20 protein-coding genes are annotated in these 21,572 nt (G+C 59.6%); 11 read left to right on the forward strand and 9 right to left on the reverse strand.

The window, feature by feature from the left end; all coding sequences use genetic code 11:
- Positions 1 to 79: 79 nt before the first annotated feature.
- From ACQG1K_RS17200 to mltB, 4 genes are all read right to left on the reverse strand, one after another.
- Positions 80 to 958 (reverse strand): metal ABC transporter substrate-binding protein, encoded by an 879-nt coding sequence (locus tag ACQG1K_RS17200; RefSeq protein ID WP_022649141.1) that lies wholly within the window; start codon positions 956 to 958, stop codon positions 80 to 82.
- A gap of 14 nt (positions 959 to 972) precedes the next feature.
- Complete coding sequence (locus tag ACQG1K_RS17205; protein WP_022649142.1) at positions 973 to 1,833, reverse strand: metal ABC transporter permease; 861 nt, start codon at positions 1,831 to 1,833, stop codon at positions 973 to 975.
- Positions 1,830 to 2,483, reverse strand: a complete 654-nt coding sequence (locus ACQG1K_RS17210) for a metal ABC transporter ATP-binding protein (protein WP_063146452.1) — start codon at positions 2,481 to 2,483, stop codon at positions 1,830 to 1,832. Before ACQG1K_RS17210 ends, ACQG1K_RS17205 begins: the two co-directional genes overlap by 4 nt.
- A 308-nt stretch (positions 2,484 to 2,791) precedes the next feature.
- A complete protein-coding gene (mltB, locus tag ACQG1K_RS17215; protein WP_022649145.1) occupies positions 2,792 to 3,892 on the reverse strand; it encodes a lytic murein transglycosylase B in 1,101 nt (366 codons plus the stop codon).
- 251 nt (positions 3,893 to 4,143) lie between these two features.
- Here mltB and srlA point away from each other — a divergent pair, with 251 nt between their 5' ends.
- The 7 genes from srlA to gutQ all read left to right on the forward strand — a co-directional run bounded on the left by srlA (position 4,144) and on the right by gutQ (position 9,078).
- Positions 4,144 to 4,707 carry a PTS glucitol/sorbitol transporter subunit IIC gene (gene srlA / locus ACQG1K_RS17220; protein WP_003862164.1) on the forward strand — a complete coding sequence of 188 codons (564 nt, stop codon included), beginning with the start codon at positions 4,144 to 4,146 and terminating at the stop codon, positions 4,705 to 4,707.
- Entirely contained in the window at positions 4,704 to 5,663 is a 960-nt protein-coding gene (srlE, locus tag ACQG1K_RS17225; protein ID WP_367075728.1) for a PTS glucitol/sorbitol transporter subunit IIB, read from the forward strand. The genes srlA and srlE overlap by 4 nt, the downstream gene beginning before the upstream one ends.
- A gap of 12 nt (positions 5,664 to 5,675) precedes the next feature.
- Positions 5,676 to 6,038, forward strand: coding sequence for a PTS glucitol/sorbitol transporter subunit IIA (gene srlB, locus ACQG1K_RS17230; protein ID WP_022649147.1), 363 nt, complete (start codon positions 5,676 to 5,678; stop codon positions 6,036 to 6,038).
- Between the two features lie 14 nt (positions 6,039 to 6,052).
- Entirely contained in the window at positions 6,053 to 6,832 is a 780-nt protein-coding gene (gene srlD, locus ACQG1K_RS17235; protein WP_023306810.1) for a sorbitol-6-phosphate dehydrogenase, read from the forward strand.
- 91 nt (positions 6,833 to 6,923) lie between these two features.
- On the forward strand, positions 6,924 to 7,283 hold the full coding sequence (gene gutM / locus ACQG1K_RS17240) for a transcriptional regulator GutM (RefSeq protein ID WP_058646234.1): 360 nt from the start codon (positions 6,924 to 6,926) through the stop codon (positions 7,281 to 7,283).
- Between the two features lie 63 nt (positions 7,284 to 7,346).
- Positions 7,347 to 8,120, forward strand: coding sequence for a glucitol operon DNA-binding transcriptional repressor SrlR (srlR, locus tag ACQG1K_RS17245; RefSeq protein WP_015571676.1), 774 nt, complete (start codon positions 7,347 to 7,349; stop codon positions 8,118 to 8,120).
- On the forward strand, positions 8,113 to 9,078 hold the full coding sequence (gene gutQ / locus ACQG1K_RS17250) for an arabinose-5-phosphate isomerase GutQ (protein ID WP_023298458.1): 966 nt from the start codon (positions 8,113 to 8,115) through the stop codon (positions 9,076 to 9,078). Before srlR ends, gutQ begins: the two co-directional genes overlap by 8 nt.
- Here the strand turns inward: gutQ and norR are convergent.
- Positions 9,075 to 10,589 (reverse strand): nitric oxide reductase transcriptional regulator NorR, encoded by a 1,515-nt coding sequence (gene norR, locus ACQG1K_RS17255; RefSeq protein ID WP_023298459.1) that lies wholly within the window; start codon positions 10,587 to 10,589, stop codon positions 9,075 to 9,077. The genes gutQ and norR overlap by 4 nt on opposite strands.
- 187 nt (positions 10,590 to 10,776) lie before the next feature.
- On the opposite strand from norR, the gene norV reads away from it, so the two are divergent.
- Both norV and norW read left to right on the forward strand, forming a co-directional pair.
- The gene (norV, locus tag ACQG1K_RS17260) at positions 10,777 to 12,225 is read left to right on the forward strand and encodes an anaerobic nitric oxide reductase flavorubredoxin (protein ID WP_022649152.1); all 1,449 of its coding nucleotides are present in this window, start codon (positions 10,777 to 10,779) and stop codon (positions 12,223 to 12,225) included.
- Positions 12,222 to 13,355: an NADH:flavorubredoxin reductase NorW gene (gene norW, locus ACQG1K_RS17265; protein WP_367075730.1), complete on the forward strand. Its 1,134-nt coding sequence runs from the start codon at positions 12,222 to 12,224 to the stop codon at positions 13,353 to 13,355. The genes norV and norW overlap by 4 nt, the downstream gene beginning before the upstream one ends.
- Positions 13,356 to 13,468: 113 nt before the next feature.
- Here the strand turns inward: norW and ACQG1K_RS17270 are convergent, their stop codons facing one another.
- The 4 genes from ACQG1K_RS17270 to ACQG1K_RS17285 form a co-directional block, all read right to left on the reverse strand.
- Complete coding sequence (locus ACQG1K_RS17270) at positions 13,469 to 14,491, reverse strand: HoxN/HupN/NixA family nickel/cobalt transporter (protein ID WP_022649154.1); 1,023 nt, start codon at positions 14,489 to 14,491, stop codon at positions 13,469 to 13,471.
- 1 nt (position 14,492) lies between these two features.
- The gene (hypF, locus tag ACQG1K_RS17275) at positions 14,493 to 16,709 is read right to left on the reverse strand and encodes a carbamoyltransferase HypF (protein ID WP_367075732.1); all 2,217 of its coding nucleotides are present in this window, start codon (positions 16,707 to 16,709) and stop codon (positions 14,493 to 14,495) included.
- A 6-nt stretch (positions 16,710 to 16,715) separates the two neighbouring features.
- Complete coding sequence (gene hydN, locus ACQG1K_RS17280) at positions 16,716 to 17,261, reverse strand: electron transport protein HydN (protein WP_017382793.1); 546 nt, start codon at positions 17,259 to 17,261, stop codon at positions 16,716 to 16,718.
- Positions 17,262 to 17,394: 133 nt separating this feature from the next.
- Complete coding sequence (locus ACQG1K_RS17285) at positions 17,395 to 18,408, reverse strand: LacI family DNA-binding transcriptional regulator (RefSeq protein ID WP_038416589.1); 1,014 nt, start codon at positions 18,406 to 18,408, stop codon at positions 17,395 to 17,397.
- A gap of 214 nt (positions 18,409 to 18,622) precedes the next feature.
- On the opposite strand from ACQG1K_RS17285, the gene ascF reads away from it, so the two are divergent.
- A complete protein-coding gene (ascF, locus tag ACQG1K_RS17290; RefSeq protein ID WP_022649157.1) occupies positions 18,623 to 20,074 on the forward strand; it encodes a PTS cellobiose/arbutin/salicin transporter subunit IIBC in 1,452 nt (483 codons plus the stop codon).
- A gap of 18 nt (positions 20,075 to 20,092) precedes the next feature.
- On the forward strand, positions 20,093 to 21,517 hold the full coding sequence (locus ACQG1K_RS17295; protein ID WP_367075734.1) for a 6-phospho-beta-glucosidase: 1,425 nt from the start codon (positions 20,093 to 20,095) through the stop codon (positions 21,515 to 21,517).
- Positions 21,518 to 21,572: the final 55 nt, after the last annotated feature.

Raw genomic sequence — 21,572 nt, forward strand, 5'->3', positions numbered from 1 at the left:
CAAATATGGGGATGCGCGTCGGGTTTTACGAGGGGGCTTCAGAAAAAAGCCGATGCGGGCGCACCGGCCAGAGAGACGCTTATTTCATGCTGTTAGCGAGGGTATCCACATTGTGGCGAAACGCCTTGACGTAGGTGTCCGCCACGCCGCCCTTCGCGGACAGCGCTTCCGGGTAAAGTTCACCGCCCGGCTGGGCGCCCGTGGCGGTCGCAATCTGCTTCACCAGGCGCGGATCAAGCTGGTTTTCCATAAACCAGGTTTTCACGCCGTCAGCTTTAATCTGATTGATGATCTCCGCTACCTGCGCCGCGCTGGCTTCACTCTCAGACGACAGCCCCTGCGGCGCCATAAACGTCACGCCGTAGGCGCGGCTGAAATAGCCGAAGGCGTCGTGGCTGGTCAGCACTTTGCGCTTCGCCTGTGGGATGTCGCTGAAACGCTTTTTAGCCCAACCGTCCAGCTGAGAGAGCTGCGCAATATAGGGTTTACCGGTAGCTTCAAGCGCCGCCGTATCTTCAGGATCGGCCTTCACCAGCCCAGAGAGAATATTTTGCGCATACAGCGCGCCGTTCGCCGCGCTGTTCCACGCGTGCGGATCGGTCACGGTTTTACCGTCCTCTTCCAGCGTGTGCGTTTTCACGCCGTCCGAAGCAACCACCAGCTGGCCTTTGAATCCGGAGGCTTTCACCAGACGATCGAGCCAGCCCTCCAGCCCCAGCCCATTGACTACCACCACGTCGGCTTTACTCAGCGCCGCGCTGTCTTTGGGCGAGGGTTCGAAAGTATGGGGATCACCGTCCGGCCCCACCAGCGTCGTCACCTTCACACGATCGCCGCCAACCTGCTGCGTGATGTCTCCCAGGATGGAAAAGCTGGTCACCACATTAAGCGTTTTCGCCATTACGCCGTGCGTCATCATGCCGAGCGCGAGCGCCACGGCTAACCCTGTACGTTTCATCGTTTCCCCTTGCGTTAAAAAAGCGCCCGCAGGCTATCCGCCAGCCTGCTGCGCGTGCCAAATAAAACGGAAATAAAGAACAATGCGCTGGCGGTCAGCACAATGGAGGGCCCGGCGGGCAGACTCACTGCCCAGGAAAGGCTTAAGCCCAGCCAGGCGCAAAAAATACCGCTGATACCCGCCATCAGAAGTAACCCAGGCAGGGTGCGCACCCAGCAGCGTGCCGCCACGGCGGGTAACATCATCAGCCCGACGGCCATCAACGTGCCGAGCACCTGAAAACCGGCCACCAGGTTGAGCACCAGCAGCGCCAGAAACAGACCGTGTAACATCCCGGGCAGCCAGCGCGCGTTCACCTGCAACCACGCGGTATCGAACGCTTCGCTGACCAGCCCACGATAAAACATCGCCAGCGTGAGGAGCGTGAACATGCAAACGCCCGTCACGAACAGGGCTGACGCGCTATCCACGGCGAGAATGGAGCCAAACAGAAGATGAAGCAGATCGACATTTGAACCGCGCAGCGACACCAGCGTGACGCCCAGCGCCAGGGAACCCAGGTAAAACCCCGCGAAGCTGGCATCCTCTTTAAGGGGCGTGCGGCGGCTGACCAGCCCGGCCACCAGCGCAACGGCGATCCCGGCAATAAACCCGCCGACAGTCATTGCCAGCAGCGACATACCGCTGAGCAGATAGCCCACCGCGACACCCGGCAAAATGGCATGAGAAAGGGCGTCCCCCATCAGGCTCATCCGACGCAGCTGAAGGAATACGCCCAGCGCCGTGGTGCTGACGGAGAGCGCCAGGCAAACCACCAGCGCACGGCGCATAAAGCCGTACTCAATAAACGGCTGGAAGAATGTATGCCAGATCATGCCACCCTCACCCGCTCGGTTTTCCATTGGGGAATATCAGCGTCCAGACGTAACGTCTGCGGGAAGTGACGTGCTACGCGCTCGCTGTCATGCAGAACCGCCAGCAGGGTCTGCCCCTGCATATACATCTCCAGCATCAGATCCATCAGCACGTTGCAGGTCGCTTCATCAACGCCGGTGAAGGGTTCGTCCAGCATCACCAGCGGTGCCTGCTGCACTAAAACGCGGGCAAACAGCATGCGCTGGAATTGCCCGCCGGAGAGTTCATCGATGGTGGATAACGCCATGGACGCCAGCCCCACGCGCTCAAGCGCGCCGGCAATGCGCATGCGGGTATCCCGACGAAAACCGGCAAATAGCGAGATTTCTGGCCAGCAGCCCATGCTCACCACGTCCTGCACGGTCAGAGGAAATTGCGCCTCCAGCGCGTGACGCTGCGCCAGCCAGCCCACCACCGGACGTCTCCCCTGCCAGCGAAACGTACCGCTGACGGGCGGAAGAAAGCCAGCGAGCGTTTTCAGCAGCGTGGATTTGCCGCAGCCGTTGGCCCCGACGATGGCGGTCATGCTCCCGCGTTCAATCACGCCGGACAGTGCGCGCGTAACGGGCTGGCGATCGTAACCCGCCACCAGGTCGTTCATCACGATCATGGCAACGCCACCGCCCAGCGCAAGGCCAGGCCGAGAAACAGAATGAGCACCAGCGCCAGCAGCAGCCGAAGCGAGGATGAGAGAGAAAACAGGGACATGGATATCTCAATTCAATAATGTTATAACATAACAATAATGAAAGGCGATTGAGATGTAAACGGCGGGAGTAAAATGGGAGTGTGGCGAAATGTTTCTGCAAACTTCCCTCTCCCGTGGGAGAGGGTCAGGGTGAGGGCATCAGGCCGCACCGTGCGGGCAGCCATGCCGGGTGGCGGCGTTGCCTTACCCGGCCTACCCGTCGGGGTAACTTACTGGCTAAACGGTGACGCTGCCGGCACACGCGCCTGAGACACCGCCAGCCCCAGCTGCCACACCGCCATCGCATAGTGCGTGCTGTGGTTGTAGCGGGTAATGGTGTAGAAGTTCGGCAGCCCGAACCAGTACTGATAACCGGTTCCGACATCCAGGCGCAGCAGACTCACCTGGTCAACATTGCCCAGCGGCTGCGACGGCGTTAAGCCTGCCGCTGCAAGCTGCGCCACGCTGTATTTGGTTTTAAATCCGTTTTCCAGACCAAACGCTTCGCCGTTCGCCTGTACCGCCACCTGGCCGCCCGGCGTCCAGCCGTGCGCTTTGAAGTAGTTGGCCACGCTGCCAATGGCGTCTTCGGGATCCCACAGGTTGATGTGACCATCCCCGTTAAAATCTACCGCGTACTGCTTATAGGAGGACGGCATAAACTGGCCGTAGCCCATCGCACCGGCGAACGACCCTTTCAGATCTAACGGATCGTCCTGTTCGTCTCGCGCCATCAGCAGGAAGGTTTCCAGTTCAGAGGAGAAATACTCGGCGCGGCGCGGGTAGTTGAAGGAGAGCGTCGCCAGCGCATCGAGGATGCGGGTTTTACCCATAATGCGTCCCCAGCGAGTCTCGACCCCAATAATACCGACGATGATCTCCGGCGGCACGCCATAGACCTGCCACGCACGATTCAGGGCGTCTTCATACTGATTCCAGAACACCACGCCATTTTGCACGTTGTCCGGGGTAATAAACTGTTTGCGATAGCGCAGCCACGCCCCGTTTGGCCCGGTCGGCACCTGGGCCGTCGGCGCCTGCCTGTCCATCAGGCGCAGCACGTAGTCCAGACGCTTCGCCTGAGACAAAATGGCATGCAGCTGCTGGCGATCAAAACCGTGCTTGCTCACCATTTTATCGATGAACTGTTCGGCCGCAGGGTTATTCGCGAAGTCGCCGCCCATCTGCATCATATTGTGCTGCGGCTCAAGCAGGAACCCGCCGGAAGGCGCGCCCGCCGTTTGTTGAACAGCTTCAGTCCTGGGTTTGCTACTACAGGCGGACAGGAGAATAAGCGCAGGTAACAGCGCTGCATAACGACGCTTGAACATGTGGCATCCATTTAACGAGTTCGGTAAGAACCCAGTATGGTAAAGCATCCGCAACACCTCAAGGAAGCGGTACACACCTCCCCAACGCAAATCCGCGCTTTTTTCCATCGAAAATCATTCGCCCCACCAATTATCTTTCAAATTAATCCATTTTTCTTTCATTGTGAGATCTAATTAACACTTTAAAAGCTTTCAATTTGATTATTATTAGCCCCGAACAGACAAAAACAAACGCCCTACAGGAGAGAAGAATGATAGAAACCATCACCCACGGCGCCGAGTGGTTCATCGGGCTTTTTCAGAAAGGCGGCGAGGTATTCACCGGCATGGTGACCGGGATCCTGCCCCTGCTGATCAGCCTGCTGGTAATCATGAACGCGCTGATTAACTTTATCGGCCAGCAGCGTATTGAACGCTTCGCCCAGCGCTGCGCCGGAAACCCGCTGTCCCGCTACCTGATCCTGCCCTTCATCGGCACCTTTGTGTTCTGCAACCCGATGACCTTAAGCCTCGGCCGCTTTATGCCAGAGAAGTACAAGCCGAGCTATTACGCCGCCGCCTCCTACAGCTGCCATTCCATGAACGGCCTGTTCCCGCACATCAACCCCGGCGAGCTGTTCGTTTATCTCGGGATCGCCAGCGGCCTTACCACGCTTGGCCTGCCGCTCGGCCCGCTGGCGGTGAGCTACCTGCTGGTCGGTCTGGTCACCAACTTCTTCCGCGGCTGGGTGACGGATCTCACCACCGCCATTTTTGAGAAAAAAATGGGCATCCAGCTTGAACAGAAAGTCCATCTTTCAGGAGCCACAGCATGAACCGGATCCGCATTGAGAAAGGCACGGGCGGCTGGGGCGGCCCGCTGGAGTTCGACGCCACCGAAGGCAAAAAGATTGTGTACATCACCGCGGGCACGCGCCCGGCGATCGTCGACAGGCTGCACGAGCTGACGGGCTGGGAAGCGGTCGACGGCTTCAAGGAAGGCGAACCGCCGGAAGCGGAAATCGGCATGGCGGTGATCGACTGCGGCGGCACGCTGCGCTGCGGCATCTATCCGAAGCGCCGCATTCCGACGGTAAATATTCACTCCACCGGGAAATCCGGCCCGCTGGCGCAGTACATCCTTGAGGATATTTATGTCTCTGGGGTGAAGGAGGACAACATCACGCTGGTGAATGGCACATCCGCGCCGCAAAAAGCGGCCCCGCGCGAGTACGACACCAGCAAAAAAATCACCGAGCAGAGCGATGGCCTGCTGGCGAAGGTCGGGATGGGGATGGGGTCCGCCGTGGCGGTGCTGTTCCAGTCCGGGCGCGACACCATCGACACGGTGCTGAAAACCATTCTGCCGTTTATGGCGTTCGTCTCGGCGCTGATCGGTATCATCATGGCCTCCGGCCTCGGCGACTGGATTGCCCACGGCCTCGCCCCGCTCGCCAGCCACCCGCTCGGCCTGGTGACGCTGGCGCTGATCTGCTCCTTCCCGCTGCTGTCGCCGTTTCTCGGCCCGGGCGCGGTGATTGCCCAGGTCATCGGCGTGCTGATTGGCGTACAGATTGGTCTGGGCAACATTCCCCCGCACCTCGCTCTGCCAGCCCTTTTCGCCATTAACGCTCAGGCGGCGTGCGACTTCATCCCCGTCGGGCTGTCGCTGGCGGAAGCACGTCAGGACACCGTGCGCGTGGGCGTCCCCTCCGTGCTGGTGAGCCGCTTCCTGACGGGCGCGCCCACGGTGCTGATTGCCTGGTTTGTCTCCGGCTTTATTTATCAATAAGAGGTTCCTGCCATGACCGTGATTTACCAGACCACCATTACCCGCATCGGCCAGAGCGCGGCCGATGCGCTGAGCGACCAGATGCTGATCACCTTCCGCGAAGGGGCGCCTGCGGATATCGAAGAGTTTTGCTTTATCCACTGCCACGGCGAGCTAAACGGCGAGCTGAAGGCCGGGAGCCAGCTTGAGCTGGGCGAGGCGCGCTATGCCGTTACCGCCGTCGGCGACGTCGCTGAACAAAACCTGCGCGAGCTGGGGCACATCACCCTGCGTTTTGACGGGCAACCGCAGGCGGAGTATCCCGGCACGGTTCACGTTGAGGGGCCGGTTCCGCAGGCTGTCACACCAGGCTGTACGTTAAAATTTGTTGCGTAATTAAGGAGAAACACATGAGTCAGGTTGCCGTTGTCATTGGTGGGGGACAAACCTTAGGCGAGTTCCTCTGCCGTGGGCTTGCCGCAGAGGGTTACCGCGTGGCGGTTGTGGACATTCAGAGTGAAAAAGCCGCCCGCGTGGCGGACGCCATCAACACCGAGTTTGGCGAAGGGATGGCGTACGGATTTGGTGCCGACGCCACCAGCGAGCAGAGCGTGGTGGCGCTGGCCCGCGGCGTAGATGAGATATTTGGGCGTATCGACCTGCTGGTCTACAGCGCGGGGATCGCGAAAGCGGCCTTTATCAGCGATTTCGAACTGGGGGATTTTGACCGCTCGTTGCAGGTGAATCTGGTGGGCTATTTCCTCTGCGCCCGTGAGTTTTCCCGGCTGATGATCCGCGATGGTATTCAGGGGCGCATCATTCAGATCAACTCGAAATCCGGGAAAGTGGGCAGCAAGCACAACTCCGGCTACAGCGCGGCGAAGTTTGGCGGCGTGGGGCTGACGCAGTCTCTGGCGCTGGATCTGGCCGAATACGGCATCACCGTTCACTCGCTGATGCTGGGTAACCTGTTGAAATCGCCGATGTTCCAGTCCTTGCTGCCGCAGTACGCCTCCAAGCTCGGCATCAAAGCTGAAGAAGTGGAGCAGTACTACATCGACAAAGTGCCGCTCAAGCGCGGGTGTGATTATCAGGACGTGCTGAACATGCTGCTGTTTTACGCCAGCCCGAAAGCCTCGTACTGCACCGGGCAGTCGATTAACGTCACCGGTGGGCAGGTGATGTTCTGAGTTTAATCCCCGGTGGCGCTGCACTTACCGGGGCTACAACCCCCGTAGGCCGGGTAAGGCGCAGCCGCCACCCGGCAATTAAGGAGCCGATATGGTAACCGCATTAATCACCGTCGCCGCCCTCGCCTGGATCTGCCAGATGGCGTTTGGCGGCTGGCAAATCCATCAGTTTAACCGCGCCTTTGACGCCCTGTGCCAGAAAGGCCGTGTGGGCGTCGGGCGTTCCGGCGGACGCTTCAAACCGCGGGTTGTCGTCGCTGTTGCGCTGGATGAAAACAATAAGGTCTGCGATTCCCTCATCATGCGCGGCATGACCGTCTTTGCCCGCCCGGTGAAAATCCAGGCGATCAACGGCATTTTGCTGCATGAATTACAACCTGATGTGATCTTCCCCCATGATTCACTCTGTCAGAATGCACTATCATTAGCGCTTAATCTGAAACATGGATAATTTCGTTGTGAAAGTTATAAACTTGCGGAATTATCATTTCGCAACGTAAGGAACGAAGCGCCTATGAAACCACGTCAGCGGCAGGCGGCCATACTTGAGCATCTGCAAAAGCAGGGAAAGTGCTCGGTAGAGGATCTGGCCCACTACTTTGACACCACCGGCACGACAATACGCAAGGACCTGGTGTTGCTCGAAAACTCCGGCGCCGTCATTCGTACCTACGGCGGCGTGGTGCTCAATAAAGACGAAGCCGACCCGCCTATCGATCACAAGACGCTGATTAATACGCACCAGAAAGCGCTGATTGCCGAAGCCGCGGTCAAATTTATCCAGGACGGCGATTCCATCATCCTCGACGCTGGCAGTACCGTCCTGCAGATGATCCCGCTGCTCAGCCGCTTTAATAACATCACCGTGATGACCAACAGCCTGCACATCGTCAATGCCCTGTCAGAGTTCGACAGCGAGCAGACCATCCTGATGCCCGGTGGCACCTTCCGTAAAAAATCCGCGTCGTTTCACGGGCAGCTGGCGGAGAATGCCTTCGACCACTTCAGCTTCGATAAGCTGTTTATGGGCACGGACGGCATCGACCTCAACGCGGGCGTGACCACCTTCAACGAGGTGTTCAGCGTCAGCAAAGCGATGTGCAACGCCGCGCGGGAAGTGATTTTGATGGCGGACTCGTCGAAGTTTGGCCGTAAAAGCCCCAACATTGTCTGTAGCCTTGAAAGCGTCGATAAGCTGATTACCGACGCAGGTATCGATCCGGCATTTAAAAAAGCGCTGGAAGCGAAGGGCATCGACGTGATCGTAACCGGAGAGAAAAATGAGTGATTTTCTGTTAAACGCAGGCCGCCAGACTCTGCTGCTGGAGCTACAGGAAGCCAGCCGCCTGCCGGAGCGTCTGGGTGAGGATTTTGTTCGTGCAGCCAACACCATTATCCACTGCGAGGGCAAAGTGATCGTGGCGGGTATCGGTAAATCCGGTCATATCGGCAAGAAGATTGCCGCGACGCTTGCCAGCACCGGCACTCCGGCGTTCTTCGTGCATCCTGCCGAAGCGCTACACGGCGATCTGGGGATGATCGAAAGCCGCGACGTGATGCTGTTTATCTCCTACTCCGGTTCAGCCAAAGAGCTGGATCTCATCATCCCTCGCCTGCAAGAAAAATCGGTGGCCCTGTTAGCGATGACCGGCAAATCCCGTTCGCCGCTGGCGCTGGCCGCGAAAGCAACGCTGGATATTTCCGTTGAGCGCGAAGCCTGCCCGATGCACCTGGCACCGACCTCCAGCACCGTCAACACGCTGATGATGGGCGACGCGCTGGCGATGGCGGTTATGCAGGCCCGCGGCTTTAACGAAGAGGATTTCGCCCGTTCCCATCCTGCTGGCGCGCTTGGGGCACGTCTGCTCAACAAGGTTCACCATCTGATGCGCACGGACGATGCCATTCCTCAGGTCAAACTCGACACCAGCGTGATGGACGCCATGCTGGAGCTGAGCCGCACCGGGCTGGGGCTGGTTGCGGTATGCGACAACGACCGCCAGGTGAAGGGCGTCTTCACCGACGGCGACCTGCGCCGCTGGCTGGTGGGCGGCGGCAAGCTGGAGGCGCGGGTATCCGAAGCAATGACCCGGGGCGGGCTGACGCTGAATGCCGACAGCCGCGCCATTGAAGCCAAAGAGGTGCTGATGAAGCGCAAAATCACCGCTGCGCCGGTGGTGGACGAGCACGGCAGGCTGTGCGGCGCGATCAACCTGCAAGACTTCTACCAGGCGGGGATTATTTAACCCTTAAGCCCCAGACGTTTCGCCAGCCTGTGAAGGTTGGCGACGTCCATCTCCAGCGCCCGCGCGCATGCCGCCCAGCTGCGGTTATTCTGCTCCAGGGCGCGGGTGATCATCTGACGCTGGAACGCATCCGTCGCCTCGCGCAGGTTTTCGTTCACGCTCTCAGGTATCACTGGCTTCACGGACGGCGTCGTTTCCTCATGCAGCGCGAAATGGCGCGCATGGATAACCACTTCATCCCCCGAACGCGTAGCCCGCGCCAGCACCACCGCGCGGTGAATCGCATGTTCCAGTTCACGCACGTTACCCGGCCAGCCGTAGCTCAGCAGGTGCGTCCTCGCGCCGGGGCTTAGCACCACGCGGGAAAGCCCCATTTTGAGCCGACACTGTTCGCAGAAAAAGCCCGCCAGCAGCACCACATCATCGCCCCGCTCGCGCAGCGGCGGCACCGTGAGCGGGAACACGCTCAGACGGTGGAACAGATCGGCGCGGAAATTGCCCGCCAGCACCTCTTCGCGCAGATCGCGGTTCGTCGCCGCCAGCACGCGCACATCCACGCGTAAGCTGCGATCGTCACCCACGCGTTGAATATCGCCATACTGCAACACCCGCAGCAGTTTGGCCTGGAGCGAAAGGGAGAGTTCGCCAATTTCATCGAGGAACAGCGTGCCGTTATCAGCCATTTCGAACTTGCCGCTGCGGTTGCTGATCGCCCCGGTAAAGGCCCCTTTGACGTGTCCGAACAGCTCGCTTTCCGCCACGCTTTCCGGCAGCGCCGCGCAGTTGAGATACACCAGCGGGTTCACCGCACGGGGCGAGGCTTCGTGGATCGCTTTTGCCACCAGCTCTTTACCGGTGCCGGTCTCCCCGAAGATCAGCACGTTCAAATCAGACGCGGCGACAATCTCAATCTCTTTTTTAAGCTGCGCCATGCCCGGCGAAAGTCCGATCATTTCGGTGTGCGCCACCTGCTCAAACGCCGTCGGGCTACCCGGAAGAATATTCTGGCTCTCCAGCTGTTCTATCAGCAGGGCGTTGTTCAGCGCCCCGGCCGCCAGCGCGGCAATCAGCCGTAGCTCTTCGTCGCTGAAGGTATCGAACTGATCCGGCGACATGCCGTCGAGGGTTAACGCGCCAATCAGGTTCTGCCCGGCAAACAGCGGCAGGCCGATACAGGCGTGAACCTTCAGGCTCTCCTGGCCGGGGATCAGGCCGTCGTACGGATCGGGCAGATCGCTGTCTGCCGGGAAACGCACCACATCACCCGCACGGGCGATGGTTTCCAGACGCGGGTGACCCTCCAGGGTAAAGCGCCGCCCGAGTACGTCCTTCGCCAGACCGTCGATAGCCAGCGGAATAAACTGCCGCCCTTCGTAACGCAGCAGCGCCGAGGCATCGCAATCCAGCACGTGGCGCAACGTGGAGATCAGCCGCTGAAAGCGGTCCTGATGACCAATACCGGTTTGCAGTTCTATGGCGATCTTCGCCAGCACATCTACGGAAAAGCTCATCGCTGCCTCACTGTCATTTTGACAACACATAGTGTCATATTGACAATTTTTAAGATAGTCAAAATGACTACCCATTAGGGAGAATAAAAATATAAATACATTATTTTCAATGAGTTAAAAAACTGGCACGCAACTTGATATATGACAGTCATCTTATTTGAAAACGCCGTATTAAGTTGAGGTTGCTATGTCTATTCTGGTTAAAAATAACATTCATTGGGTGGGTCAACGTGACTGGGAAGTACGTGATTTTCACGGGACGGAATACAAAACGCTGCGCGGCAGCAGCTACAACAGCTATCTCATTCGTGAAGGTAAAAACGTCCTGATCGATACCGTCGATCACAAATTCAGCCGCGAGTTCGTGCAGAACCTGCGCAGCGAAATCGATTTGAATGACATCGACTACATCATCATCAACCACGCGGAAGAGGATCACGCCGGGGCGCTGACCGAGCTGATGTCCCACATTCCGGATACCCCGATCTACTGCACCACCAACGCCATTGACTCCATCAACGGCCACCACCACCATCCAGAGTGGAACTTCCACACCGTAAAAACCGGCGACACGCTGGATATCGGCAACGGCAAACAGCTGATCTTCGTGGAAACCCCAATGCTGCACTGGCCGGACAGCATGATGACCTACATGACCGGTGACGCGGTGCTGTTCAGCAACGACGCCTTCGGCCAGCACTACTGCGACGAACGTCTGTTCAACGACGAAGTGGATCAGACCGAGCTGTTCGAACAGTGCCAGCGCTACTACGCCAACATCCTGACGCCGTTCAGCCGTCTGGTCACGCCAAAAATCACCGAGATCCTCGGCTTCAACCTGCCAGTGGATATGATTGCTACCTCCCACGGCGTGGTATGGCGTGAAAATCCTACCCAGATCGTCGAGCTGTACCTGAAGTGGGCGGCGGACTATCAGGAAGACCGCATCACCATCTTCTACGACACCATGTCCAACAACACCCGCATGATGGCGGACGCCATTGCCCAGGGCATCAACGAAGTGGACCCGAACGTGGCAGTGAAAATCTTCAACGTGGCGCGCAGCGATAAGAATGAGGTATTGACCAACGTCTTCCGCTCCAAAGGCGTGCTGGTGGGTACCTCCACCATGAATAACGTGATGATGCCGAAAATTGCCGGACTGGTGGAAGAGATGACCGGCCTGCGCTTCCGTAACAAACGCGCCAGCGCCTTTGGTTCACACGGCTGGAGCGGCGGCGCGGTAGACCGTCTCTCCACCCGTTTACAGGATGCCGGTTTTGAGATGTCCCTGAGCCTGAAGGCGAAATGGCGTCCGGATCTCGACGCGCTGGAAATCTGTCGCCAGCACGGTCGCGACATTGCCCGCCAGTGGGCGCTTGCGCCGCTGCCGGAAACCGCACCCGCCGCGGCTGCTGCGCCGGAAGCCGTAGCAGAAGCCGCTCCTGCCGCTGCCGACCTCGGCCCCTGCATGCAGTGCAGCGTCTGCCAGTGGATTTACGATCCTGAGCTGGGCGAGCCGTTGCAGGATGTCGCGCCGGGTACACCGTGGAGCGAGGTGCCGGACAACTTCCTCTGCCCGGAATGTTCCCTCGGAAAAGACGTCTTTGATGAACTGGCAACGGAGGCAAAATGAGCCACGGCATCGTCATTATCGGCTCGGGCTTTGCCGCCCGCCAGCTGGTGAAAAATATCCGCAAACAGGATGCTAACGTGCCGTTGACAGTGATCGCCGCCGACAGCATGGATGAGTACAACAAGCCTGATTTAAGCCACGTCATTAGCCAAAATCAGCGCGCCGACGATCTCACCCGCCAGACGGCGGGGGAGTTTGCAGAACAATTTAATCTGCGTCTGTTTCCGTACACCTGGGTCACCGATATCGACGCCGACGCCCACGTGGTGAACGCGAAAGATAAAACCTGGCAGTACGACAAGCTGGTGCTGGCGACGGGGGCATCTGCGTTTGTGCCGCCGGTTGAGGGCCGCGAGTTGATGGTCACGCTCAACAGTCAGCAGGAGTATCAGGCCAGCGAGACCCTGTTACGCGACGCCATGCGGGTGATGATTGTCGGCGGCGGGCTGATTGGCACCGAGCTGGCGATGGACTTCTGCCGGGCGGGAAAATCCGTCACCCTGGTTGACCACGCGGCCAGCATTCTGTCAGCGCTGATGCCGGCAGAAGTAAGCAGTCGCTTACAGCATCGTCTGACCGACATGGGCGTGCATCTGCTGCTGAAATCGCAGTTGCAGAGCCTGAGTAAAACCGAAACCGGCATTTGTGCGACGCTCGACCGCACCCGCAGGGTGGAAGTGGATGTGGTTATTGCGGCGACGGGGCTGCGCCCGGAAACCGCGCTGGCGCACCGCGCAGGCGCAGAGATCAATCGCGGCGTGAAGGTAGACAGCTACCTGCAAACCACCCAGCCGGACATTTATGCCCTGGGCGACTGCGCGGAAATTAACGGCCAGGTGCTGCCGTTCCTGCAACCGATTCAGTTAAGCGCCATGTTCCTGGCGAAAAACCTGCTCGGCGGCAACGCCCCGGTGAAATTACCCGCCATGCTGGTGAAGGTAAAAACGCCGGAACTACCGCTGCATCTCGCAGGTGAAACGCAGCGTCAGGATCTGGACTGGGAGATTGTCCTTTCGCCTCAGGGCATGGTGGCGCGCGGCACCGATACCGACGGTCAGATGCGCGCCTTTGTCGTCAGCGAAGACAGAATGAAGGAGGCCTTCGCGCTGCTGAAATCGCTACCAGCTTAACCCTCGTCATGCCGGGTGGCGCTCCGCTTACCCGGCCTACTTAACACCATAACGGTAAACCTTGTAGGCCCGCGCAAGCGTAGCGCCGCCGGGCAAAAACAGGGCTGCGTGGTTCAGGACCGCACCACCAGCGCGTCATAACCGCGCCAGCGGTAGTTCGCCATTGAGATCAGCCAGCAGGCGACAAACAGCCCGACCACCACAAACCCGGCGTCGCCCAGGTTATCGTTCACCGCACCAATCAGATCCCACACGCCGCCGCTGAGGGAGAACTTGTCCATCAGCAGACCCAGCGCTTCCAGCCCGCCGATAAACAGCGCCACCACCACCGAAGTGCCGGTGATGGTCATGTTGTAGTACAGCTTGCGCTGCGGCTTGTTGAATGCCCAGCCGTAGGCACCCACCATCAGCAGGTTATCGAGCGTATCCACCAGCGCCATGCCGCTGGCGAAGAGCGCCGGGAAGATCATGATCGACCACACCGACATCCCGCTGGAGGCGCTGGCGGCGGAGATCCCCAGTACGCCGATTTCGGTGGCCGTGTCAAAGCCGAGGCCAAACAGGAAGCCCACCAGATACATCTGCCAGCTTTTATTGACGAGGCGGAAGGTTTTGCCGAACAGCCAGTTCATGACGCCACCCTGGGCAGGCAGCGTGATGTCGCCCTGCACGGGCCTGCCGTGTTTCAGTGCCTGAAAACTGCGCCAGACGCCGCGCAGGATCACCATATTCACCAGCGCCATCGCCAGCAGGAAGGTGGCGGAGACGGCGGTGCCAATCAGGCTGCCGGTTTCGTGGAACCATTCCATATTTTTCTGAAACGCCGTGGCGGTGGCGGCGATGGCAATGGAGGCCAGCACCACGATGGTGGAGTGTCCGAGGGAAAACCATGCGCCCACGCCGGACGGGCGCTTGCCCTGCTGCATCATCTTACGCGTCACGGTATCAATCGCGGCGATATGGTCGGCATCCACCGCATGACGCAGTCCGTAACACCAGGCCAGCAGGCTGGCCGCCATCAGCGCCGTACTGCCGCTAAAGGTGTGCCACGCCAGCCCCCAGGCCAGCAGGTTAGCCATCACCAGAGCCAGCAGCAGGCACGCTGCACGAGGTTCATTGCGTAAAAGTCGTAACATTTTAAATCCTTTGTGAACATGATCGGGCGGCAGCAACCACCGCCTGCCCGAAGGAGATCGCTCCGTCGCCTGCGGGCAGGCGCGAAGGAAAAAGAAGCGTGAAATCAGAAAGGTAATGACGAAGGCGCGCGCGTAGCAGGCGGTTGTGAAGGACACCTCCGCTGAAGCACACCGTAGAGAGCGACCGTCGGCGCGCATGCGTTGCCGCCAGTTCGCTCAGCCCTTTTGCCAGCGCATCGTGAAAGGCCCAGGCGCGCTCGCCGGGCTCCGCCCGCCAGGCCAGCCACTGCTGCCAGAACAGCGCAAGGTTATCCGTCTTGAGCGTCACCGGATGATCAACCCCTGCACAGCGTTCGGCCAGCGCCTCCAGCCGGCACGCGGCTTCGCTCTCATAGCGTTGCGTTTCAATGCCCAGCGCACAGGCCACGGCGTCGAACAGACGACCACAGGAGGAGGCCCGCGGCGCATTGATACCGCGCGACACTGCCGTTGTCAGCAGCGGCCAGTTTTGACGCTGTACCGCCTCTGTTTCCGGGTACTGCTGCCAGTCAGGTACGAACGCCAGACAGTGGGCGAGCAAATTGCGCCACGGCTGTTTTGCCGCCAGATCGCCCCCCGGCAGCGCAACGGCTGGCAGACCGCCCAGCCGTTCGCAGTCGCGATAGTTCACCCGCAGGCACTCGCCGCCCCACATCGCGCCGTTCTCACCCATACCGATCCCATCCAGCGTCAGGGCAATAACATCCCCGCCGTCGAGCGGCCAGCCATTCTCCGCCAGACACGCTGCTGCATGCGCATGATGATGCAGCACGGTCTCAACGGGCAGCGCCTGCGCCCGGGCCCACTGTCGGGCGTGATATCCCGGATGGGCATCGCACACCACGCGCTCTGGCTGGAAGGCGTAGATGTCCTGCATCGTCGAGAGCGCACTGCGCCACTGCGCCTCTACGCCCTCGTCGCTCAGATCGCCAAAATGCTGGCTCAGCACCGCCTGGTTGCCACGTACCAGGCAGAAGGTATTTTTCATCTCCGCGCCGGTGCATAACATGGGCGGGATGTCGCGGAATCCGGCGGGCAATGTGATGGCATCCGGCACAAAACCGCGTGCGCGACGCAGCATCGTGCCCTCCCGATCCATTACTGAATCATCCATCCGTTGAAGAATATCGCGGTTGTGCAGCAGGAAGCCGTCAGCGACGTCACTGAGTTCTTCCAGCGCCTGCTGGTTGCTTATGGCGGGTGGATGGCCGCTGAGGTTGCCGGAGGTCATCACCAGCGGGCGCTGGCAGTCCAACATCAGCAAATGCTGGAGCGGGTTCGCAGGCAACATCACGCCAATTGTATTCAGCCCCGGCGCAATCTCCTCAGGAAACGCAGGAAGGCAGGCTTTTGGCGTCAGCACAATCGGCGCAGCGGGTGAGCGTAACAGCGTCTGGATGGCCTCCGGCAGATCGTTCGCATGCGGGATCATCACCGCCAGCGGCTTGGTCGGGCGCTGCTTGCGTGCCCGCAATTTCCGAATCGCCTGTGGGTTAAGCGCGTCGCAGACCAGGTGAAATCCGCCCAGCCCTTTGACCGCCACAATCCCGCCGTTTTTCAATCTCTCCACCGCCGCGCTTAACGCCGATTCGCGGGTGGTGGCAGCATCCCCGGCTTGCCACTCCAGCTGCGGACCGCAGTCCGGGCAGGCCACCGGCTGGGCGTGAAAACGCCGGTCAGCCGGGTTGCGGTACTCCGTTTCACAGGGCACACAGAGCGGGAATGGCGCCATTGACGTGGCCGGGCGGTCATAGGGCATGGCGCGGATAATGGTAAACCGCGGCCCGCAGTGGGTGCAGTTGATAAACGGGTAGCGATAACGGCGCTCGCGCGGATCGCGCATCTCCGCCAGGCACGCGGGACAGGTGGCGGCATCCGGGACGATTTGCGTATCCATCGCCCCACTCTCGCTGTGGCGGATGACAAACTCGTCCGGCAGCGTATTCCAGCTGTACGGCTGCGTTTCAACGCGATCGATGCGCGCCAGCGGTGGGCAGTCCTGGCGCAGTCTCGCGGTAAAGTCACCCCCACTACCCGCGAGACGCACCAGGACACCCTCTCCGTCGTTGCACACGTCGCCCGCCAGCCCCAGCTGGTGTGCAAGCTGCCAGACGAAGGGACGAAATCCTACCCCCTGCACCTTGCCGCGCACCCGAAGCTGTACGCCGTTAACGCGCATTGCAGCTTAAAACAGCAGCGATGACGAGGTGTCGAACGCCGCACGGCGGCGTTTTTCGGCACTCATCTGTTCGAGCTTGTCGCGATCGACGCAGACCAGCGCATGCGTCGGACAGGCTTCCATACACGCCGGACCGGCGTCGCGGTGGTAGCAGAGGTCACATTTATTGGCTTCGGCTTTCTCCGCGCGCACACTCAGCCCGATACCGCTGTTGCGCACCACCGGGCGAACGACCACCTCCATCGCGCCATACGGACACGCCACCACACAGGTTTTGCACCCGATGCAGCGCTCCTGCATCACATGCACGAAGCCTTTCTCGCGCTTAATCGCCCCGTTCGGACAGACGTTGGCGCACGGCGCGTCTTCGCACTGGCGACAGATAGCGGCGGTGGAAATATTCACGCCTTTAATGACGTGGATGCGCGGCAGGAAGGTATCGGGGGTCAGGGAGGCGCAATCCTGCTCCGCCTGATGGGAAACCACGCACGCCACTTCACAGGTACGGCAACCAATGCATTTGCTGGCATCGGCCATAATAAAACGGTTCATCTGCTTCTCCGGCATAACTGTTATGCGCGAAGCTATTCATAAACCGTGCCAATATTTAATGCATTGATTTTGAAGATAAATAAAAAAGAAGAGGATCTGTCATCGTCATTTGTGACGATGACAGATGTCGACGTCAGCGATGCGGGCCGTCAATGACGGAGCCGCGCAGGATAAGCTCGCCGGAAAAAGTTTGCTGAGGCTTAAACTCACCGCCGTCGAGCATGAAGATCAGGCGGCTGATGGTCTCCTGGATCATCTCCGTTACCGGAATACGCACGCTGGAGAGGGACGGCACGATATAGGGCGCGATTGCCACGTCGTCAAAGCCGATGACGGACACCGCGCCCGGCGTGGCGACGCCGCTCTCGTGCAACTGCCTGATGGCGCCAATCGCCATATCGTCGTTACTCGCCACCAGGGCGGTAAACGTTTCGCCGCGGGTGAGCAGCTGAGAGACCGCCGCCGCGCCGCTGGCCGGGCTCCACTTCCCTTCGGCGATCAGCGCGTCACGCAGGGCAATGCCGTGCTGCGCCAGCGCGTCCTTGTAGCCAGAAAGACGCTCCACCCCGGTGGGGGAATCCAGCGAACCGGTGATAAACGCAATCTCCCGGTGGCCTTTCGCGATCAACTGCGATACTGCGTCCTGACACGACGCTTTATGATCGGACCAGACGCTGTGGCTGCTGTTTTTCCGCAAACGGCGGTTGAGCACCATAATCGGCTGCTCGCATTTCTCAATAATTTCGTCCAGCGCTTCCACGCTCAGAAAACGCGGGTAGATGATCACCGCGTCGCAGCGCATGTCGAGCAGGTACTGGATCGCCTCGCGCTCCTCTTCGGCGCTGTGCTTGCCGTCCGCCAGGATCAGCTGACGCCCCTTCTCTTCCGTCATCCGCGCGGCGTTAAACAGCAACTCGCTAAAGTAGACCCCATGGTACAGGGTGTTTGTCACCACCAGCCCCAGGGTCTGGGTGCGTTTGGTCGCCAGGTTTCGCGCCAGCAGATTGGGGCGATACCCGCTCTCTTCGATGGCCTGAAACACGCGGTCTTTCGTCTCCTGGCTGACGTAACCGTTCCCCGACAGCACCCGGGAGACCGTCGCTTTCGACACGCCTGCCCGCTTCGCCACTTCCAGCATCGTGGTCATAGTGTTATTCCATTCAAATCTGATGAGCCGCAGTGTACTTCACCGCAGAAAAATTGTCGCAGCGGCGTTATCACGCTTTATACGGCCACGAGTGATCGTCATCACGAAACGAAAAAATGCATAAAAAGTGGTCTTGTTTCATTAAAAGAAACTCATGATGATTATGTGAAACCGGTTTCCTACACTTCTCACAACGATAACAGGATCACATCCGATGGCAAAAAATTACGCTGCGCTGGCAAATGACGTGGTTAGCGCGCTGGGCGGTAAAGAGAACATCGTCGCCGTCACCCACTGCATGACGCGCCTGCGCTTCGTTCTGAAAGACGAAAGCCTTACCGACGCCGCGCGTCTGAAAAGCATCAGCGGCGTGCTCGGCGTGGTGCGCAACGACAACCAGTGCCAGGTGATCATCGGCAACACCGTATCCCAGGCATACCGTGAAGTGGTGAGCCTGCTGCCCGCCAACCTGCAACCTGCCGTAGCGGAAGGTCCACAGAAGCTTACGCTGCGCCGGATTGGCGCCGGGATCCTCGACGCGCTGATCGGCACCATGTCTCCGCTGATCCCGGCGATCATCGGCGGGTCGATGGTCAAGCTGCTGGCGATGATCCTTGAGATGACCGGCGTGCTGGGCAAAGGTGACCCGACGCTGACGATCCTGACCGTTATCGGCGACGGCGCGTTCTTCTTCCTGCCGCTGATGGTGGCGGCTTCCGCAGCGGTGAAGTTCAAAACCAACATGTCCCTGGCGATAGCCATTGCGGGCGTACTGGTTCACCCGAGCTTTATCGAGCTGATGGCGAAAGCGGCGCAGGGCGAGCATGTAGAATTTGCCTTAATTCCGGTGACGGCGGTGAAATACACCTATACCGTTATCCCGGCCCTGGTGATGACCTGGTGCCTGTCGTATATCGAACGCTGGGTGGATCGCATCACCCCGGCGGTGACCAAAAACTTCCTCAAGCCGATGCTGATCGTGCTGATTGCCGCCCCGCTCGCCATCGTACTGATTGGCCCGCTCGGGATCTGGATCGGTAGCGCCATCTCCGCGCTGGTCTACACCATTCACGGCTATCTGGGCTGGCTCTCCGTTGCCATTATGGGCGCGCTGTGGCCGCTGCTGGTGATGACCGGGATGCACCGCGTGTTTACGCCGACCATCATCCAGACCATTGCCGAAACGGGCAAAGAAGGGATGGTGATGCCGTCGGAAATCGGCGCCAACCTGTCGCTCGGCGGTTCGTCGCTGGCGGTGGCGTGGAAAACGAAAAACCCGGAGCTGCGCCAGACGGCGCTGGCGGCTGCGGCCTCCGCCATCATGGCGGGGATCTCTGAACCGGCCCTGTACGGCGTGGCGGTACGTCTGAAACGTCCGCTGATTGCGAGCCTGATCAGCGGCTTTATCTGCGGCGCGGTGGCCGGCATGGCCGGTCTTGCCAGCCACTCCATGGCAGCGCCGGGGCTGTTCACCAGCGTGCAGTTCTTCGACCCGGCCAACCCGATGACCATCGTCTGGGTGTTTGGCGTGATGGGTCTGGCGGTGGTGCTGTCGTTCGTGCTGACCCTGCTGTTAGGGTTTGAAGATATCCCGGTAGAAGACGAAGCCGAAAAAGCACGCGCCCTGCAAACCGCACCGGTACAGAACAAAGCAGCAGAAGCATAAACTGAAAGCGAGGTAAGAATGTCTGTTTTTCCACAAGGATTTTTATGGGGCGGCGCGCTTGCCGCCAACCAGAGTGAAGGGGCTTACCGTGAAGGCGGCAAAGGACTGACGACGGTTGATATGATCCCCCACGGCGCAAACCGTCTGGCGGTAAAAGTCGGCAAGGAAAAACGGTTTTCGTTGCGTGACGACGAATTTTACCCGAGCCACGAGGCGATTGATTTTTACCATCGTTACAAAGAAGACATTGCCCTGATGGCGGAGATGGGCTTTACGGTGTTCCGCACCTCGATTGCCTGGAGCCGCCTCTACCCGAACGGCGACGAACCGTTGCCAAATCAGGAGGGCATTGCCTTCTACCGCGCGGTGTTCGAGGAGTGCAAAAAGTACAACATCGAGCCGCTGGTGACGCTCTGCCATTTCGACGTGCCGATGTACCTGGTGACGGAGTACGGCTCCTGGCGCAACCGTAAGATGGTGGATTTCTTCGCCCGCTACGCCCGCACCTGCTTCGAGGCGTTTAACGGGCTGGTGAAATACTGGCTGACCTTCAACGAAATCAACATCATGCTGCACAGCCCGTTCTCCGGCGCGGGGCTGGTGTTTGAGGAAGGGGAAAACGAAGACCAGGTGAAATACCAGGCCGCGCACCACGAGCTGGTGGCGAGCGCGCTGGCGACCAAAATCGCCCACGAGGTGAACCCGGAAAACCAGGTCGGCTGCATGCTGGCGGGCGGCAATTTTTACCCCTACTCCTGCAAGCCGGAAGACGTGTGGATGGCACTGGAGAAAGACCGCGAGAACCTGTTCTTTATCGACGTGCAGGCGCGCGGCAGCTATCCGGCCTACTCCGCCCGCGTGTTCCGCGAGAAAGGGGTGGTGATTGTGAAAGACCCCGGCGACGACGACCTGCTGAAAAACACTGTCGACTTTGTCTCGTTCAGTTATTACGCCTCGCGCTGCGCGTCGGCGGATATGAACGCGGGCAACACCAGCGCGGCGAACATCGTGAAGTCCCTGCGCAACCCGCACATTCAGGTGAGCGAGTGGGGCTGGGGCATCGACCCGCTCGGGCTGCGCATCACCATGAACATGATGTATGACCGCTACCAGAAGCCGCTGTTCCTGGTGGAAAACGGCCTCGGGGCGAAGGACGTCATTGATGAAAACGGCGAGATCAACGACGACTACCGCATCAGCTACCTGCGCGAGCATATCCGTGCGATGGGTGACGCGATTGAGGACGGCGTCCCGCTGATGGGCTACACCACCTGGGGCTGCATTGACCTGGTCTCGGCCTCAACCGGGGAGATGAGTAAGCGCTACGGGTTTGTCTACGTCGACCGCGACGACGCCGGGAACGGCACGCTGGACCGCAAGCGCAAGAAATCGTTCTGGTGGTATAAGAAGGTGATTGCGAGTAACGGGGCGGATCTGGCGTAGCCTGTTTTGCCGGGTGGCGGCGTTGCCTTACCCGGCCTACAAACTGCTCGATGCG

This window comes from Enterobacter cloacae complex sp. 402C9 (assembly GCF_050030745.1).
GTDB classification, from domain to species: domain Bacteria; phylum Pseudomonadota; class Gammaproteobacteria; order Enterobacterales; family Enterobacteriaceae; genus Enterobacter; species Enterobacter intestinihominis.